At 34.4% G+C, this 17,041-nt stretch carries 12 protein-coding genes; 9 read left to right on the top strand and 3 right to left on the bottom strand.

Going from position 1 to position 17,041, the window contains the following annotated elements; all coding sequences use genetic code 11:
* The first annotated feature begins 130 nt into the window (after window positions 1-130).
* The 5 genes from IRZ99_RS05860 (at window position 131) to dusB (ending at window position 9,434) form a co-directional block, all read left to right on the top strand.
* Window positions 131-3,811, top strand: coding sequence for a 1-acyl-sn-glycerol-3-phosphate acyltransferase (locus IRZ99_RS05860; RefSeq protein ID WP_194656367.1), 3,681 nt, complete (start codon window positions 131-133; stop codon window positions 3,809-3,811).
* Between the two features lies 1 nt (window position 3,812).
* On the top strand, window positions 3,813-5,330 hold the full coding sequence (locus IRZ99_RS05865) for an NAD(P)/FAD-dependent oxidoreductase (RefSeq protein ID WP_194656368.1): 1,518 nt from the start codon (window positions 3,813-3,815) through the stop codon (window positions 5,328-5,330).
* A gap of 11 nt (window positions 5,331-5,341) precedes the next feature.
* Window positions 5,342-7,006, top strand: a complete 1,665-nt coding sequence (locus tag IRZ99_RS05870) for a C45 family peptidase (RefSeq protein WP_194656369.1) — start codon at window positions 5,342-5,344, stop codon at window positions 7,004-7,006.
* On the top strand, window positions 7,003-8,292 hold the full coding sequence (locus IRZ99_RS05875; RefSeq protein WP_194656370.1) for a phenylacetate--CoA ligase family protein: 1,290 nt from the start codon (window positions 7,003-7,005) through the stop codon (window positions 8,290-8,292). Before IRZ99_RS05870 ends, IRZ99_RS05875 begins: the two co-directional genes overlap by 4 nt.
* A 149-nt stretch (window positions 8,293-8,441) precedes the next feature.
* Entirely contained in the window at window positions 8,442-9,434 is a 993-nt protein-coding gene (gene dusB / locus IRZ99_RS05880; RefSeq protein WP_194656371.1) for a tRNA dihydrouridine synthase DusB, read from the top strand.
* 42 nt (window positions 9,435-9,476) lie between these two features.
* On the opposite strand, the gene IRZ99_RS05885 is transcribed toward dusB, so the two are convergent.
* From IRZ99_RS05885 to rbfA, 3 genes are all read right to left on the bottom strand, one after another.
* A complete protein-coding gene (locus IRZ99_RS05885; protein WP_194656372.1) occupies window positions 9,477-10,904 on the bottom strand; it encodes an MATE family efflux transporter in 1,428 nt (475 codons plus the stop codon).
* 172 nt (window positions 10,905-11,076) lie between these two features.
* Complete coding sequence (locus IRZ99_RS05890; protein ID WP_194656373.1) at window positions 11,077-12,276, bottom strand: FtsX-like permease family protein; 1,200 nt, start codon at window positions 12,274-12,276, stop codon at window positions 11,077-11,079.
* A gap of 1 nt (window position 12,277) precedes the next feature.
* The gene (gene rbfA, locus IRZ99_RS05895; RefSeq protein ID WP_007808467.1) at window positions 12,278-12,670 is read right to left on the bottom strand and encodes a 30S ribosome-binding factor RbfA; all 393 of its coding nucleotides are present in this window, start codon (window positions 12,668-12,670) and stop codon (window positions 12,278-12,280) included.
* A gap of 219 nt (window positions 12,671-12,889) precedes the next feature.
* Between rbfA and IRZ99_RS05900 the strand changes: the two genes are divergently transcribed.
* From IRZ99_RS05900 to IRZ99_RS05915, 4 genes are all read left to right on the top strand, one after another.
* Window positions 12,890-13,309 (top strand): CBS domain-containing protein, encoded by a 420-nt coding sequence (locus IRZ99_RS05900; RefSeq protein WP_194656374.1) that lies wholly within the window; start codon window positions 12,890-12,892, stop codon window positions 13,307-13,309.
* Window positions 13,310-13,639: 330 nt separating this feature from the next.
* Window positions 13,640-15,076, top strand: coding sequence for a circularly permuted type 2 ATP-grasp protein (locus IRZ99_RS05905; RefSeq protein ID WP_194656375.1), 1,437 nt, complete (start codon window positions 13,640-13,642; stop codon window positions 15,074-15,076).
* Window positions 15,077-15,108: 32 nt separating this feature from the next.
* Entirely contained in the window at window positions 15,109-16,062 is a 954-nt protein-coding gene (locus IRZ99_RS05910; protein WP_194656376.1) for an alpha-E domain-containing protein, read from the top strand.
* Window positions 16,063-16,066: 4 nt separating this feature from the next.
* Window positions 16,067-17,014 (top strand): transglutaminase family protein, encoded by a 948-nt coding sequence (locus tag IRZ99_RS05915; protein WP_194656377.1) that lies wholly within the window; start codon window positions 16,067-16,069, stop codon window positions 17,012-17,014.
* Window positions 17,015-17,041: the final 27 nt, after the last annotated feature.

Consider the following 17,041-nt stretch of genomic DNA (forward strand, 5'->3'; position numbering starts at 1 on the left):
GATAAAAGATTACAATGATTTTTTTTTGCCACGACCCGATCGATAGCCACTGTTGAAGCAATTCACGAATTATTTTAAGTTAATTCGTGAGTTCGTGGCGAACTGACAATAACAAAATAATATTTAATAAATGCATCACTATTTCTACGCCATTCATATGTTTGTCAACCGGAGAAAATCTCTGTCGGTTGCGTTGGCTGTTTTGATGCTTTTTGTATTTGGATTTTTTGCTTCTCAAATTAAATTTGAAGAAGATATCACGAAATTAATTCCAACAAACGACAAGGCTGACGTTACAGCAAAAGTTTTAAAACAATTAAATTTTGCCGATAAAATAACCGTGATTTTCAAACTCGAAAAAAACGGTTCAGATGAAGATTTAAAGGAAATGGCAACTGCTTTTTCAGACAGCGTTTCTAAATCTTGCAAACCTTATGTTACGGGAATCCAAGGGAAAATTGACGAAGAAAACATTCAGGAAACTATTGATTTCGTTTACGGGAATTTGCCTCTTTTCCTGGAAAATAAAGATTATGAAGCGATTCAGAATAAACTACAAAAAGACAGTATTGCGGCAACGGTTCAGGGAAATTATAAATCAATTATTTCACCTTCCGGATTTATTACGAAGAATTTTATTTTGCAGGATCCGCTTGGAATTTCGTTTATCGCTTTAAAAAAATTGCAGCAATTAAATATCGGCGACGATTTTACGCTTGACAATGGTTTTGTCATGACGAAAGACAAAAAGAAATTATTGCTTTTTATAACTTCCAATCTGCCTTCGAGCGAAACAGAGAAAAACACGATTTTCGCAGCCAAACTAAAGTCGATTCAGGAAAATTTAAATCAGAAATTTAAAAGCAAAACTTCGATCAGTTATTTTGGTTCGGCTTTGATTGCCGTTGCCAATGCCAATCAAATTAAAAGTGATATTGTTTTAACAACAACAATCGCAATGATTACGCTAATGCTGATTTTGATTTTGTTTTATAGAAAAATATTAATTCCGCTGATTATTTTTCTTCCAACAGTATTTGGCGCTTTGTTTGCCGTGGCGTTTTTGTATTTTGTAAAAGAACAAATCTCAGCCATTTCACTCGGAATTGGTTCTGTTTTATTAGGGATTACGATCGATTATTCCCTTCATATTCTAACGCATTATAAACATAACAGTGACATCAAAACGTTGTACAAAGACATTACGATGCCGGTTATTATGAGCAGTTCAACAACAGCTGTTGCGTTTTTATGTTTGCTTTTTGTGAAATCTGATGCATTGAATGATCTCGGAATTTTCGCTGCTGTTATCGTTATGGCTTCGGCATTTTTCTCGCTTTTGATTGTTCCTCATTTATATAAACCTAAAGAAAACAATTTTGAACACAAGAAAAATGTGATTGATAAATTGGCGCATTTTTCTTTTCACAACAATAAAATCTTAATTGGATTTTGTGTCCTAATTACTATTGTTTGCTTTTTCACTTATAATAATGTCGGTTTTAATAACGATTTGTCACAATTGAATTTTGTTCCGAAGGAAATTAAAGCAGCCGAAAAAGAATTGGAAGAAAGCACTAGTTTAACTTCAAAGACTATTTATGTAGCTTCATACGGAAAAAGCATGGAAGAAGTTTTGCAAAACAACAGCCAGCTTTTTTCTGATTTATCAAAAGAAAAACAACAAAACAAAATTTTAAATTTCAGCTCAGTTGGAGGAATTATGCTTTCGCAGAAGGAACAGCAGCAAAAAATAAATCAATGGAATTCGTTTTGGGATGCCAATAAAAAACAGCTTTTAAAATCACAATTAATTACCGAAGGTTCAAAACTTGGCTTTAAACCAACCACTTATTCTAATTTTTACGATCACCTAGATTTTAATTTTAAACCGATTTCAGCTCAGGAATATTTAAAAATTCAGGCACTTCAACTGAAAGAATTTGTAACCGAAAAAAATGGTTTTTATACGATTTCAACTTTAGTAAAAGTAACGCCAGAGCAACGAGATGGTTTTGTAAAATCGGCTTCAGCCAAGAATAATTTAATTGCAATTGACCGCCAGCAAATGAACGAAACTTTTTTCAGCACTTTGAAAACCGATTTCAATTCGTTGGTTAATTATTCGTTTGTTGCTGTAATCCTGATTCTGTTTTTCTTTTTTAGAAGAATTGAATTGGTTATTGTAAGCTGTATTCCAATTGCTTTAACGGGAATTGTCACGGCGGGAATTATGGGCATTTTTGGTATTCAAATGAATATTTTCAGCATGATTGTCTGCACTTTGATTTTTGGACATGGCGTTGATTTTAGTATTTTCATGACAAGTGCGCTTCAAAAAGAATATTCAACCGGAAAAAATGAGATTGCCATTTACAGGACATCGATTATTCTGGCCGTTATCACCACTATTTTAGGAATTGGCGCGATGATTTTTGCCAAACATCCAGCGTTGCGATCTATTTCATCTGTTTCCCTAATTGGAGTTTTCGCTGCATTGATTATTACGTTTATCTTCTATCCGATTCTCTTTAAACTTTTTATATCAAATCGCTCGAAAAAAGGAAATCCACCTTTTGTATTGCGCACCTTTATTCACGGTATCATTTCGTTTACCTATTATGGACTTGGCGGTATTTTGATGTCGCTTTTCAGCATTACCATCATGCCAATTCTTCCAATAAAAGAAAAAAAGAAAATGAAAGGCTTTCGATATGTGATTTCAAAATTCATGAAATCAGTTTTATATTCGAGCCCTTTTCTTCGTAAAAAAGTCGTTAATAAATTCGGTGAAAATTTCGAAAAACCAGCCATTATTATCGCGAATCATTCTTCATTTATCGATATTCTGGCCATGGGAATGCTGAGTCCGAAAATTATATTTTTAGTAAACGACTGGGTTTACAACTCACCTATTTTTGGCGGAACAGTTAGAAAAGCTGGTTTTTATCCGGTTTCAGAAGGAATTGAAGGCGGCGTTGAACATTTGCGTCAAAAAGTAAAGGAAGGTTATTCGTTAATGATCTTTCCTGAAGGAACGCGTTCTGAAAGTAATCAGATTAAGCGTTTTCATAAAGGTGCTTTTTATCTTGCCGAAGAATTCAATTTAGATATTCTTCCTGTTTTGATTCACGGTGCTTCAGAAGCAATTCCTAAAGGCGATTTTGTAATTCATGACAGTTCTCTTACTATTTCTATTTTAGAAAGAATTTCGCCAGACGATCTTTCTTTTGGAAAAAATTACGTCGAAAGAACCAAACAATTAAGTTCATATTTTAAGACAGAATTTGCTAAAATTCGTCAGGAATTAGAAGGGCCGGAATATTTCAAAAAAATGATTCTTCATAGTTATGATTATAAAGAAATTGAAATTATCAACAGCGTTAAAAACAATTTAAAAACACATTTAGAAATCTATTACCGCCTAAACAGACATCTTTCGGCGAAAGCCAAAATATTACATTTGGCGAATGATTATGGACAGCTGGATGTTTTATTAACGCTTCAGGAACCACAGCGAAAAATACATTCATACATTGCAGACGAAGAAAAATCATTAGTAGCAAAAAACAATTATTTCCTCAAAAAAAGAAAAATCTCTTATTTGGAAAATCTTGAAAACGTTTCAGAAAATCAATTTGATGCTGTCTTAATTTCTGATGAAAACTACAATAATACTATCGAAAAAATTGTTACAGTAACTTCATGCATTATTTTAATTGATAACTCTACTTTAAAATCCACTTTGATTAACTTTGGTTTTGAAAATGTTTTAGAAGAAGATTCCATAATCGTATTAAAGAAAAATTAGAATGAAGGAGCAATACGATGTTGTAATTGTGGGCAGCGGACTGGGCGGTTTAGTTTCAGCCATTATTATGGCAAAGGAAGGCTATAGCGTTTGTGTGCTCGAAAAAAACAACCAATACGGTGGAAATCTGCAGACTTTCGTTCGCGATAAAACCATTTTTGATACAGGAATTCATTATATCGGTGGTTTAGGAAAAGACCAAAATCTTTATAAATATTTTAAATATTTAGGAATAATTGACAAACTAAATCTGAAGCAATTAGACGAAAATGGTTTTGATATTATCTCTTTTGAAGATGACAAAAATGAATATCCACATGCGCAGGGTTATGAAAATTTTGTAAAACAATTAGAACATTTTTTCCCTCAAGAAAAAGAAAACCTTGAGGAGTACTGCACTAAACTGCGAACGATTTGCGACTCATTTCCTCTTTACAATTTAAAATGGGAAGGCAAATATGACAATGCTATTTTAGAATTAAACGCAAAAGAAATAATAGATAATAGTACGCAAAATGAAAAGCTAAAAGCTGTTTTGGCGGGAAGCAATTTTCTGTATGCCGGTATTCCGGATAAATCGCCGTTTTATGTTCATGCCCTTTCGGTAAACTCCTATATACAAAGTTCCTGGCGTTGTATTAATGGCGGAAGTCAGATTACAAAACAACTCTTAAAACAGCTCAAAAAACATGGTGGCGAATTTTATAAATACAAAGAAGTTACTGGTTTTAATGTTGAAAACAACAAAGTAACGGCTGTAGAAATGAAAGACGGAACTCAGGTTTCCGGCACTCGTTTTATCTCTAATATTGATCCCAAAATTACACTGAAATTAGTTGGCGAAGAACATTTCAGAAAAGCATTTTTTAGCCGAATCCAAAGTCTTGAAGGCGTTATTTCAGCTTTTAGTCTATACCTTGTTTTTAAGCCCGAAACTTTCAAGTACATCAATCATAATCATTATCATTTCAAAAAAAGCAGTGAAGTCTGGAATGCTCATGATTACGACGAAAATTCATGGCCAAAAGCTTTTATGGCTTCTATGAATGCTTCAAAAAAACAAGAAGAATGGGCAGAAGGGATGACTTTCATCACCTATATGAAGTATGACGATGTGGCTCCCTGGGTAAATACTTTTAACACAACTGTTGAGGAAAATGATCGTGGCGAAAGTTATCAGGAATTTAAAACCAGAAAAACATCTAAATTTCTTGATGAAATTGAATTGAAGTTTCCAGGAATAAAAGATTGTATTCAGTCTATTCATACTTCTACACCGCTTTCTTATCGGGATTATATTGGCGGTCACAATGGTAATATGTATGGTTATGTAAAAGATTCCGGCAATCCAATGAAAACCCTGATACCATCAAAAACTAAATTGGACAATCTTTATCTTACCGGACAAAGCATTAACATGCACGGCGTTTTGGGAGTAACTATTGGAGCTGTTGTAACCTGTTCTGAAATTCTTGGAAAAGAATATTTAGTAACCAAAATCAATCAGGCTGCTGAATAAAAAATGTGTATATGAAAAGCCGGATTAATTTATTTTTATTCGTTAGTTTTTTATTGATGTTGGCATCTTGCGGAACATCAAAATCTATGCATCATGCCCCTGATATTTCAAAATATAATACTGCAAAACCTGTTGTAACAAAACAATCTCCTACTGTTTTTGTATCAGGAAAAAATTCACTTTTAAAAAACGAACAAGGTCTTTGGGAATTATATGTCGAAGGCGATCCTTTAGAAATTGGTGTTACTACCGGCGCTTTGTCTGATTCACTTTTAAAAAAACAGGAGAATATCTTTTTCTCTAAAATAGAAGATATCGTTCCATCAAAATTTCAGCAAAAATTACTTCGTCAGTTTCTAAAATGGTACAATCGGAAATTATACACCAATGTTCCTGAGGAATATCAAACCGAAATTTATGGTGTTTCGCAATACACTTCAAATAATTTTGATAATATCGCACCGCAATACCAGCGTAATTTGTATTTGCATGCCGCACATGATATTGGACACGCCTTACAAGATTTAGCTTTAGTAGGTTGTTCCTCATTTGCCGCCTGGGGTGAAAAATCTGAAGATGGAAATTTAATTCTTGGACGTAATTTTGATTTTTATGTAAATGACGCTTTCGCGGAAAATAAAATCATTGCCTTCATAAAACCGGAACAAGGTTATAATTTTATGATGGTCACCTGGCCCGGAATGATTGGAGCTGTTTCCGGAATGAATCAGCAGGGTTTGACCGTTACGATCAATGCAGGAAAATCTGAAATTCCATTGAGTGCCAAAACACCTATTTCCATTTTGACCCGGGAAATTTTACAGCACGCCCACAATATTGAAGAAGCAATCGCAATAGCTAAAAAAAGAAAAGTTTTTGTGTCTGAATCCATAATGGTTGGAAGTGCTCAGGACAATAAAGCTGTTTTAATTGAAGTTTCACCCAAAAAAATGGATGTATACGATGTTCCGAACAGCAATCAATTAATTTGTTCCAATCATTTTCAGAGCGAGGCTTTCAAAAATGATGAACGAAATCAGATACAAATTAAAGACAGTCATTCAAAATATCGCCTTGACAGAATGCAGGAACTTTTAGATGAAAATCCAAAAATAAATCAAAAAATTGCTTCTGAAATTCTTCGAAATAAAGAAGGTCTAAAAGATATATCATTGGGTTTTGGAAATGAAAAAGCTTTGAATCAATTGCTCGCACATCACGGAATTATTTTTAAACCAAAAGAAAAACTGGTTTGGGTTTCAGCAAATCCTTTTCAACTCGGCGAATTTGTATGTTACAATCTGGATTCTATATTTGACAGAAAATCAAATTCAGTAATTTCATTCGAAGAGGAAAATTTAAATATTGCCGAAGATCCATTTGTTAGAACTGAAGCTTTTAAAAATTATAAAAATTTCAAAGTTGAAAATCACCAATTCGATTTGTATCTAAAAAACAAGAAAAGGATTTCTTCTGACTTTATTCAGCATTACCAATCTTTAAACCCTGATTATTGGGTTGTATATTACAAAGCAGGGTTGTACTTTTATCAAAAAAAAGAATTCCGCGCTGCTCAGGTTAATTTTGAAAAAGCCCTGACCAAAGAAATTACTACCGCTCCTGAAAAAGCAAAAATTGAAAAATATTTAAAAAAACTCAAAAGAAAATTACAATGATTCCAGCGATAGAAAAAAATTCTTTAGACGAAATTAAAATTTTTCAGGAACAAAAATTAGCGGAACTTTTAACGTATATCAGCGAGAATTCTCCTTTTTATAAACGCCTTTTTGCCGGAAGAAATATTGATATTTCAACTATAAAAACACTCGAAGATTTACAATATTTGACTGTTACCACGAAAGAAGATTTACAACAATATAACGATGATTTTTTGTGTGTGCCACAACATAAAATTATTGATTATGCCTCGACTTCAGGAACTTTAGGCGATCCGGTAACTTTTGGTTTAACGGATTCTGACTTAGATCGACTGGCTTATAATGAAGCCATTTCATTTGCCTGTGCCGGAATTGCAGAAGGCGATGTCGTTCAATTAATGACTACTATCGACCGGAAATTTATGGCGGGTCTGGCTTATTTTCTTGGATTACGAAAACTAAAAGTTGGCGTTATTAGAGTTGGTGCCGGAATTCCGGAATTGCAATGGGACTCTATTTTAAAATACAAACCTTCTTATTTAATTACGGTTCCGTCTTTTCTTTTAAAGCTAATTGAATATGCCGAAATTCACGGAATTGATTATAATAATTCAAGTATAAAAGGTGCCATTTGTATTGGAGAATCGTTGAGAGACCAGGATTTTTCAATGAATATTTTGTCCAAAAAAATTACAGAGAAATGGAATATTAAGTTGTTTTCGACTTATGCTTCTACTGAAATGAGCACTGCTTTTACCGAATGCGAGCATGGAATTGGAGGTCATCATCATCCGGAATTAATTATTGTCGAAGTCCTTGACGAAAATAATATGCCAGTAAAAAATGGCGAAGTTGGCGAATTGACTTTTACTACTTTAGGAATTGAAGCCATGCCTTTATTGCGCTTTAAAACTGGCGATATTGTACAATTGCATAACGAACCATGTGCTTGCGGTAGAAATACTTTGCGTGTTGGCCCAGTAATTGGCCGTAAAAAACAAATGATAAAATACAAAGGCACAACACTTTATCCGCCTGCGATGAATGATGTTTTGAGTGGTTTTGACAATATCGAAAATCATATTATTGAGATTTCTACCAATGATTTAGGTACAGATGAAATCCTGATAAAAATTGCCGTAAAAAATCAAACGCCTGAATTTCTGCAGGAAATCAAAGATCATTTCAGAGCCAAATTAAGAGTAACTCCAAAAATTGAATTCGCTTCAAAAGAAACTTTAAATCCTTTAGTTTTTAATCCGATGAGCAGAAAACCAATTCGGTTTTTCGACTATAGAACTTGATTTAAGGTACAAAGTTGCAAAGGTTCAAAGGAACAAAGGTTCTTAAAAGCCTGATATAAAACCTTTGAACCTCTGTCACTCTGAACCTTTGAACCTCAATTTGGTACAAATTGAACTAAAATGTTGTAATTTTGCACAAAATATAGAAGATGGTCAAGATTGGCAACATAGAATTACCCGAATTTCCTTTATTACTAGCACCGATGGAAGACGTGAGCGATCCACCGTTTCGCAGATTATGCAAAACACATGGCGCTGACTTAATGTATTCTGAATTTATTTCGTCGGAAGGATTGATTCGTGATGCTATCAAAAGTCGAATGAAGCTGGATATTTTTGATTACGAACGTCCGGTTGGAATTCAGATTTTTGGTGGAGATGAAGAAGCAATGGCACTTTCGTCTAAAATTGTTTCTACCGTAAAACCAGATTTAGTGGATATCAATTTTGGTTGTCCTGTAAAAAAAGTAGTTTGTAAAGGTGCCGGAGCCGGCGTTTTGAAAGATGTCGATTTGATGGTGCGTTTAACAAAAGCTGTTATCAGAAGTACCGATTTACCAGTAACTGTAAAAACGCGTTTAGGCTGGGACGACAGCTCTATCAACATTGATGAAGTTGCTGAAAGACTTCAGGATATTGGTGTTCAGGCATTAACTATTCATGCCAGAACCCGTGCCCAAATGTATAAAGGCCACGCCGATTGGTCGCACATTGCACGTGTAAAAAATAACCCAAGAATTACAATGCCTATTTTTGGAAATGGCGATATCGACAGCCCGGAAAAAGCATTAAAATATAAAAACGAATACGGGATCGACGGAATTATGATTGGTCGTGCTGCGATTGGTTATCCATGGATTTTTAATGAAATCAAACATTTCTTTAAAACTGGAGAACACTTACCTGCTCCAACGGTTATAGATCGCGTAGAAGCTGCCAGAAATCATTTAATCTGGTCAATGGAATGGAAAGGCGAGCGCTTGGGAATCGTTGAAATGCGTCGTCATTATACTAATTATTTCAAAGGAATTCATTCGTTTAAAGAATACAAACAAAAGTTAGTTACAACCGATGCACCTGAAGATTTGTTTGCAGTCATGAAAGAAATCGAACAGGTTTATGCAGGATATGAATTTGCTTAAAACATAAAAAAAGACCTTCGAATGAAGGTCTTTTTATTTTAATTAAACCTGAATGCGTTTCCATTTTCCTCTTTTATAAAGAACAATTCCTGCTAAAGTTATAGCAGTTTCCGCAACCGGAATTGCAATAAAAACGCCTGTTGGTCCCATATGAAAATGCTTTGCCAATACATAAGCCAATGGAATTTGAAACAACCAAAATCCGAAGAAATTGATTCCCGTTGGTGTCCAGGTATCTCCTGCTCCGTTGAATGTATTAATCAAAACCATTCCGATTCCGTAGAAAACAAATCCAATACTCATAATCTGCAATGCTTCAACGGCCACTACTCTAACCATTTCATCGTTAGTAAAAAACGAAATAATGTACTTGCCAAAAACCAATGTAATGACCATAATTGTTGCCATGAAAATGACATTGTATCTTGCTGTTGTATATACTGATTTTTCGGCGCGTTCAATTTGTTTCGCTCCTAAATTCTGACCAACCAAAGTTGCAGCTGCGTTACTCAATCCCCAGGCCGGAAGAATAAAAAACATCATAATTCTCAATGCTGTCTGGTAACCTGCAGAACCATGATCACCACCTGTAGTAGCAACCAATTGCGCCAGAAAAATCCAGCTGCAAGATGCAATTACGAATTGTAAAATTCCAGGAGCTGCAATTTTCACCAAAGCTTTTATCTGCTTAAAATCCGGAATAAAGTAAGAAACGTAAATTCTTAAAGCTCCATTCCCAAAGAACAAATGATATACTTGGTATAATACTCCGATACTTCTTCCCAGGGTTGTTGCCAAAGCTGCACCTACTAATCCAAAAGCCGGAATTGGTCCTAGACCATTAATCAAAATTGGGCATAAAATAATGTTGCAAATATTCGCCAGCCACAAACTTTTCATTGCAATTGCTGCATTTCCCGCACCTCTGAATATTCCGTTAATCAGGAACAAAAGCATGATACATAAACTGCTTCCGATCATGATTTGTGTAAATCTGAAACCGTGTTCGGCAGCTTGAACAGATGCTCCCATCAAAATCAGTATATCTTTAGCATAGATAACGCCCAGAACACTCATTACGCTATTAACTGCACAAGAAATAATAATAGCCTGCATTCCAGCTTTCGCAGCAGCGATTGGATCTTTTTCGCCAATGCGTCGCGCTACAACAGCTGTCGCTGCCATACTCATTCCGATTGCTAGTGAATATATAATTGTAAGTACCGATTCGGTTAAACCAACGGTTTGAATTGCAAAACTGCTATGCTCCAAATGGCCAACGAAATATAAGTCGACTAAAGCAAAAACCGATTCCATCATCATTTCTAAAACCATCGGAATGGCCAATAGAATAACGGCTTTTTTTATGCTTCCGGCAGTGTAATCAAATGATTCGTCGCCTTTGATAGCTTGTTTTAAAGTGGTAAAAATTTTAGAAAATAAACTTTTTTGTATAGTTGTTTCTGTCATGATATATAAATAGGATAAATGATAAAATTGGTCCAGAATAAGTTATCTGAACTCGAAAAAATAAACGTAAGTATCCTAATTATTAAAAAATAAAATAGGATTAGGCAGAAACAATCATATGCTGTAGCTTTTTAAGACGGTAAATATAGATAATATTTTTTAAGAAGAAATATTAATCTAAGAGCTTTTTGCTTACTCTGCTGCTGGCAATTAAGGATGCCACAAAACCAAGTGAAACAATGGTTGTCATCACGATAAGTACGTTTTCTAAAGTGAAAACGACAGGATAAGCCAAAGTTGGTGTCAACATAATAAGGTTGTATTTTTGCTGTAAAACAACCATAATAATTCCAAGAGCAAGGCCAATAATCCCTCCAAAAACACTTAATAAAGTTCCCTGAAGCATGAATATTTTTCGAAGGCTTTTGATTTCTGTTCCGAGATTGAAAAGGGTTTTTAAATTTCCTTTTTTATCTAAAATCATCATGATTAAAGCGCCAACCAAATTAAAAAGGGCCACGATAATTACCAATGTAAAAATCAAATAAACCGCAATGTTTTCGGTGTTAAGCATCTTATATAAAGACTCGTTCAGCTGCGCTCTGTTTTTGATTGTGATTTTGTTTTTGAAAACACTTTCCAGTTGAGATCGGATTGCATCTTCATTGGCATTTTCTTTTAGTTTGAATTCTACTCCCGAAATCTGATTCGGTTTGTACATAAGTAATTCCTGCGCTAAACTTAAATCAGCAAACACGTATTTTGAATCTAAATCTTCACTAATCGAATAAATTCCGACAGGCAAAACATCGGTTTTATTAAAAGCTTCTTCCGGATTTTCAAAAGCTCCTTTTCCGGGTTTTGGCGCGAATATCTGCAATGGATTTTCAAAATCTAAAACGCCCATAGAAAAATCCCTGGCGATTCCGTAACCCACTACAACCTGATACGTATCCGGCTTCACCCATTGACCATTAAAAAGTTTTTTCCTGATATCATTTACAACAGGATAAAGACTGTCAACTCCTTTTAAGTAAGTAACTTGTTGTTTGTCTTTAAATAAAAACAAAACACGTTCTTCAATAATTTTGGTATACGAAGCAACGCCATCTAACTTTTTAATTTTACTTTCCTGATCTGGAGTAAGCAAAAATGATTTTCCCAGCGTGCTAGTAATTTTTAAATCCGGATCAATTTCATTGGTGAAAGAAAGACTGAATACTTTTAGTCCGCTAAAAACAGACAAAACCACAAACAAAGCCATTGTGCCAACAATAATTCCCATGCTGGCAATGCGATTAATGATATTGATAGCATTGTTTTTACTTCTGCTAAAAATGTAACGTTTGGCTATGTAAAGGGGGAAATTCAACTTATGATTTTCTTCTTTTTTCTAAAAGATCACGGTTTTCAATTGGGTTTTCTCTGTTTGATAAAGCATTGTCAATTTTTTCGATATAATCTAATGAGTCATCGATAAAAAATACCAGGTTTGGTACACGACGCAATTGCAAACGTACACGTTGTGACAAATCGTGTTTAATTAAGGTTGTATTCGATTTTATACCTTCTAAAGTTTCCTTTGCTTTTTCTTGTGGAAAAATGCTTAAATATACTGTTGCCACAGATAAATCTGATGTAACGCTAACTTTGGATACGGAAATTACCAAATTATTAATTCCGTTTTTTCGCACTTCACCTTGCAAAATATCAACCAAATCTTTTTGGATGACACCGCCTATTTTTTTCTGTCTATTTGTTTCCATAGTGCAAAAATACTATTTTTAAATTTCACTCTATACAATTTCCGTTGAACAATAGAATGATTTTTACATTCTTACCTCTTTTTACTTTGATTTTGACTCTTTTTTTGATGAAAACCCAATAAATGAGATTATTCTACTGAGATCTCCATGCTGATAAAAGTCATATTTTTTATCAGGATTATTCGACATATTTGATAATAACATATTAACAAATCAATTATGAAAAAAAGAGAACCAATCAGTCACATTATGACCAAAACCGTAGTGACTGCAAACGAAAATGATGATCTTAAAAAAGTTGTTGAGAAGCTAAAGAAAAATACGATTCGCCACATTCCCATCGTAAAAGGAAAAGAAGTTGTTGGTATCATTAGCAGAACCGATATTAACCGATTGACTTTTGGTGCTTTGTTTGAAGGCCAGGACGGAGCTGATGAAGCCATTCTGGATATGCTCACCGTTTCGCAAGTCATGACTTCAAAACCAAAAACTGTTTCATCGGATACTATAATCAGAGATCTTGCCGAAATTTTTGTAAAAGAAGATTTCCATGCTTTGCCCGTTGTTGACAATGGCGAGCTTAAAGGAATCGTAACGACAACGGATGTTGTGAAATATTTTTTAGAACAATATGACTAAAATAATTTTCAAATTTTAAATTCCAAATTCCAATCTTTGGAGTTCACGAATTAATTAAAGGGAGCTCAAATTGCTCCTTTTTTTATTCAAAAAACTGATTAACAGCTCTCTTTCTTCTTACTTCACATTTTCTTCGCTACGAAATCTCAAAAAAACGTACCTCTAAAAAGTCATATTTTCAAAATAAAAACTTCAAAAAATGAATTTTACATAAATTACAAAATTCACAGTTATTTGAAAGTTTAAAGAAAAATAAAGTTGTATTTTAGACCAAAAAATAAATATTTTTCATCAAAAAGTCCGTAATTCAATTTATTTAATAATTATAGTATGGCAAAATTAGCACCCAGTTTAAATCATAGTGGTTGGGATGAAATGTTCTCTAACGATGGTGTTCGGGAATCCTATAGTCAGGTTTTCAAAACTTTACAAAGTTTAAGTCATAAAAATTTAACCAACAAGCAGCAACAGGCTTCTGACTTGTTCATGAATCAGGGAATTACCTTTACCGTATATAGTGATGATGATAACGGAATTGAACGCATATTTCCGTTTGATATTATTCCGAGGATAATTACACAAAAAGATTGGTTAGAAGTTGAATCCGGAATAAAACAGCGTTTAATGGCGCTGAATTTATTTTTGGAAGATATTTATAATGACCAAAATATTATAAAAGATGGAATTATTCCAGCAGGATTGATCGCTTCTTGTCCACATTATATTCAGGAAGTTCAGGGAATAAAAGTGCCTCATAACATCCATGTTCACATTGCCGGAATCGATTTGATTCGCGGAGCAAAAGGTGAATTTTATGTTCTGGAAGATAATCTCCGATGCCCGAGCGGCGTAAGTTATATGTTGGAAAACCGTGAAATTACCAAACGTATTTTTCCGGATATGCTTTCGTCAAACCATGTAAGTATGGTCAGTAATTATCCTATGATTTTTCACAGCATTTTGGTTTCGCTTTCGCCAAGAAATGTGTCTAATCCAAATGTGGTTTTAATGACGCCCGGCGTTTATAATTCGGCGTATTATGAACACACTTATTTGGCACGTCAAATGGGAATTCCCTTAGTTGAAGGAAGAGATTTGGTCGTCAATAATAATCGCGTTTATATGAAAACGACTTCTGGTTTACAGCAGGTCGATGTTATTTATCGCCGTTTAGACGATGAATATCTTGACCCTTTGGTTTTTAAACCCGACAGCGCACTTGGCGTTCCGGGTTTAATTAGTGCTTATCGACAAGGAAATGTAGCCTTGGTAAATGCTGTAGGAAATGGCGTTGCCGATGACAAAGCCATTTATGCCTACGTTCCGGATATGATTAAATATTATTTAAATCAGGAACCGATTCTCAAAAATGTTCCAACATACAGAATGGAAAATTTAGACGAACGCGAACACGTTTTTGCCAATATGGAAACGATGGTTATCAAAGAAACCAATCAAAGTGGCGGTTACGGAATGATTATGGGCAACAAAGCAACTCAGGAAGAAATGGACGAAGCTAAAATTGCAATTACCAAAACGCCCCGAAATTTTATTGCACAGCCTATAATCCAATTAAGTACTGTTCCGTGTTTGATTGATGGTGAACTAAAATTACGTCACGTCGATTTAAGGCCTTATGCCCTTTGCGGACCAAAAGGAATTCAAATTGTTCCCGGCGGATTAACACGAGTTGCTTTAACAGAAGGTTCCTTGGTTGTAAATTCCTCTCAAGGCGGCGGCAGTAAAGACACCTGGATTATAAAATAAATCATTTTTCTAACCTCAAAAAAACATTCAAAATGGGAGTAAATATGCTTAGCCGGGTTGCCGACGGAATGTTTTGGCTCAACCGATACATGGAACGCACAGATGGAATGTTGCTTACTTTGAACACTTCCTATATTTTATCTTTTGATAAAGAAATTAATGATTCTCAAGGATATAAACCGCTTTTAGAATATTATACCAATTTGTCTAGAGATAAAATTCATGCGATACAATATGACTCTACTTATGTTCTGAAATACATTATTTGCGACAATCAAAATGATAATTCGGTTAAAAATTTAGTGGTGAAAGCACGCGAAAATGCACGCGGTTCTCAGGATAAAATCACCAAAGAATTGTGGGAACATATCAATTCGATGTATCATTATATGAACTCGCCAGATCTTCCAAAAAAACTGGAAACCAATGACGCACTAAAAATTATTACCAAACTTAACAAGGATTTACTGCTTTATAACGGAATCCTTCAGGTTACAATGCCAAGAGGTTTGGGCTGGTGTTTTTCGAGTATTGGCAAACATATCGAAAGATGTTTACAAACTATTTCGATGACGCAGGCTTACTTTGATCCTATTAATTATAATCTTGAAGGTGAAGAAGATTTAATGTATTGGCGCCGTTTATTGCTGTCTCTGTCCGGATATGAATTATATCTCAAAAGTTACAGCAACATTTCGCACAATCGAAAAGTAGTGCATCAGGTTATTTTTAATATGGATTTTGCGCATTCTGTAATTTATACTTTAGACTTTATAAACACCTATCTAAACTGTCTTTTCAAAGACAATGATCTGAGTGAAGCGCGAACTTTGATGAACCAGTTTGGTCGATTGAAAAGTTATGTTGCTTATACAGATTATCAACATTTGACTAATCAGGAATTGGAAGAAGTCTTGCGAAATACCAAAAATCAATTGATTCAGTTTTCCACAGATTTTTCAAAATTATTCTTTTCTTATACCTAAAAATATGGCGGTTTTCAAAATAGTTCACCTTACAAAATATCAATATAATCATCCCATAAAAGAAAGTATTAATGAAATCCGGTTATTTCCACATCATTTTGAAAATCAGGAAGTATTACAATATCAGCTTTTAATTACACACAATCCTGATGTTGATATTTCTGAAGATTATTATGGAAATCGCGTTGGAAATTTCAATGTTTTGGGTGTTCATACTGAAATGACAATCGAATCCCGAATGTTAGTTCGGGTGAATCATTCTCTTAGAATTCCGGAGATTGATGCCACTTCCGTGGAAGATATTCAGGATGAAAAAGAAAAGAGCATTCTGTTATTGCGCCTTTGTTATCTGGATGATATTCAGAAACAAAATGAAATTGAAGCTATATTGAAAAAAATCAAAATTGAAGACAAGTCCATAATTGAAATTGCGCAACAATGTAATGCTTACGTTTATGATAATTTCATTTATACCAAAGGAATCACAAATATTGAAACTACTGTTGACGAAATTTTGACTTTAAAAAAAGGGGTTTGTCAGGATTTTGCTCATATTTTATTACAGCTTTTACGTACTGCGGGAATTCCGTCAAGATATGTCAGCGGCTATATTTGTCCCAATGAAAGCGGTCTTCGAGGCGAAGGCGCAACACATGCATGGGTAGAAATTTACACTCCAAAACAAGGTTGGTTAGGTCTGGATCCGACGAATAATATCTGGACTATGGACAATCATGTTCGGCTTTCAGTGGGAAGAAATTTTAGCGATTGTACACCTATAAAAGGAACTTTTAAGGGATTAGCGAGACAGACACTTTCTGTCTGTGTTTCGATTGGTTATGAAGATGGAAGGCAATTCGAAGAAATCAATGACGTCAAACTTCAGGAAGTTTCATCGCGCGTTCAGGAGCAACTTGATTATATGGATCATTTGCAGCAACAGCAACAATAAAAAAGGGAGCTAATTAAAGCTCCCTTT

Origin of the sequence: Flavobacterium sp. LC2016-12 (assembly GCF_015351595.1) — a bacterium.
Lineage (GTDB): Bacteria > Bacteroidota > Bacteroidia > Flavobacteriales > Flavobacteriaceae > Flavobacterium.

Coding starts and splice junctions, on each gene's coding strand:
- IRZ99_RS05860 (WP_194656367.1), top strand. CDS start 131: ATGCATCACTATTTCTACGCCATTCATATGTTTGTCAACCGGAGAAAA.
- IRZ99_RS05865 (WP_194656368.1), top strand. CDS start 3,813: ATGAAGGAGCAATACGATGTTGTAATTGTGGGCAGCGGACTGGGCGGT.
- IRZ99_RS05870 (WP_194656369.1), top strand. CDS start 5,342: ATGAAAAGCCGGATTAATTTATTTTTATTCGTTAGTTTTTTATTGATG.
- IRZ99_RS05875 (WP_194656370.1), top strand. CDS start 7,003: ATGATTCCAGCGATAGAAAAAAATTCTTTAGACGAAATTAAAATTTTT.
- dusB (WP_194656371.1), top strand. CDS start 8,442: ATGGTCAAGATTGGCAACATAGAATTACCCGAATTTCCTTTATTACTA.
- IRZ99_RS05885 (WP_194656372.1), bottom strand. CDS start 10,904: ATGACAGAAACAACTATACAAAAAAGTTTATTTTCTAAAATTTTTACC.
- rbfA (WP_007808467.1), bottom strand. CDS start 12,670: ATGGAAACAAATAGACAGAAAAAAATAGGCGGTGTCATCCAAAAAGAT.
- IRZ99_RS05900 (WP_194656374.1), top strand. CDS start 12,890: ATGAAAAAAAGAGAACCAATCAGTCACATTATGACCAAAACCGTAGTG.
- IRZ99_RS05905 (WP_194656375.1), top strand. CDS start 13,640: ATGGCAAAATTAGCACCCAGTTTAAATCATAGTGGTTGGGATGAAATG.
- IRZ99_RS05910 (WP_194656376.1), top strand. CDS start 15,109: ATGGGAGTAAATATGCTTAGCCGGGTTGCCGACGGAATGTTTTGGCTC.
- IRZ99_RS05915 (WP_194656377.1), top strand. CDS start 16,067: ATGGCGGTTTTCAAAATAGTTCACCTTACAAAATATCAATATAATCAT.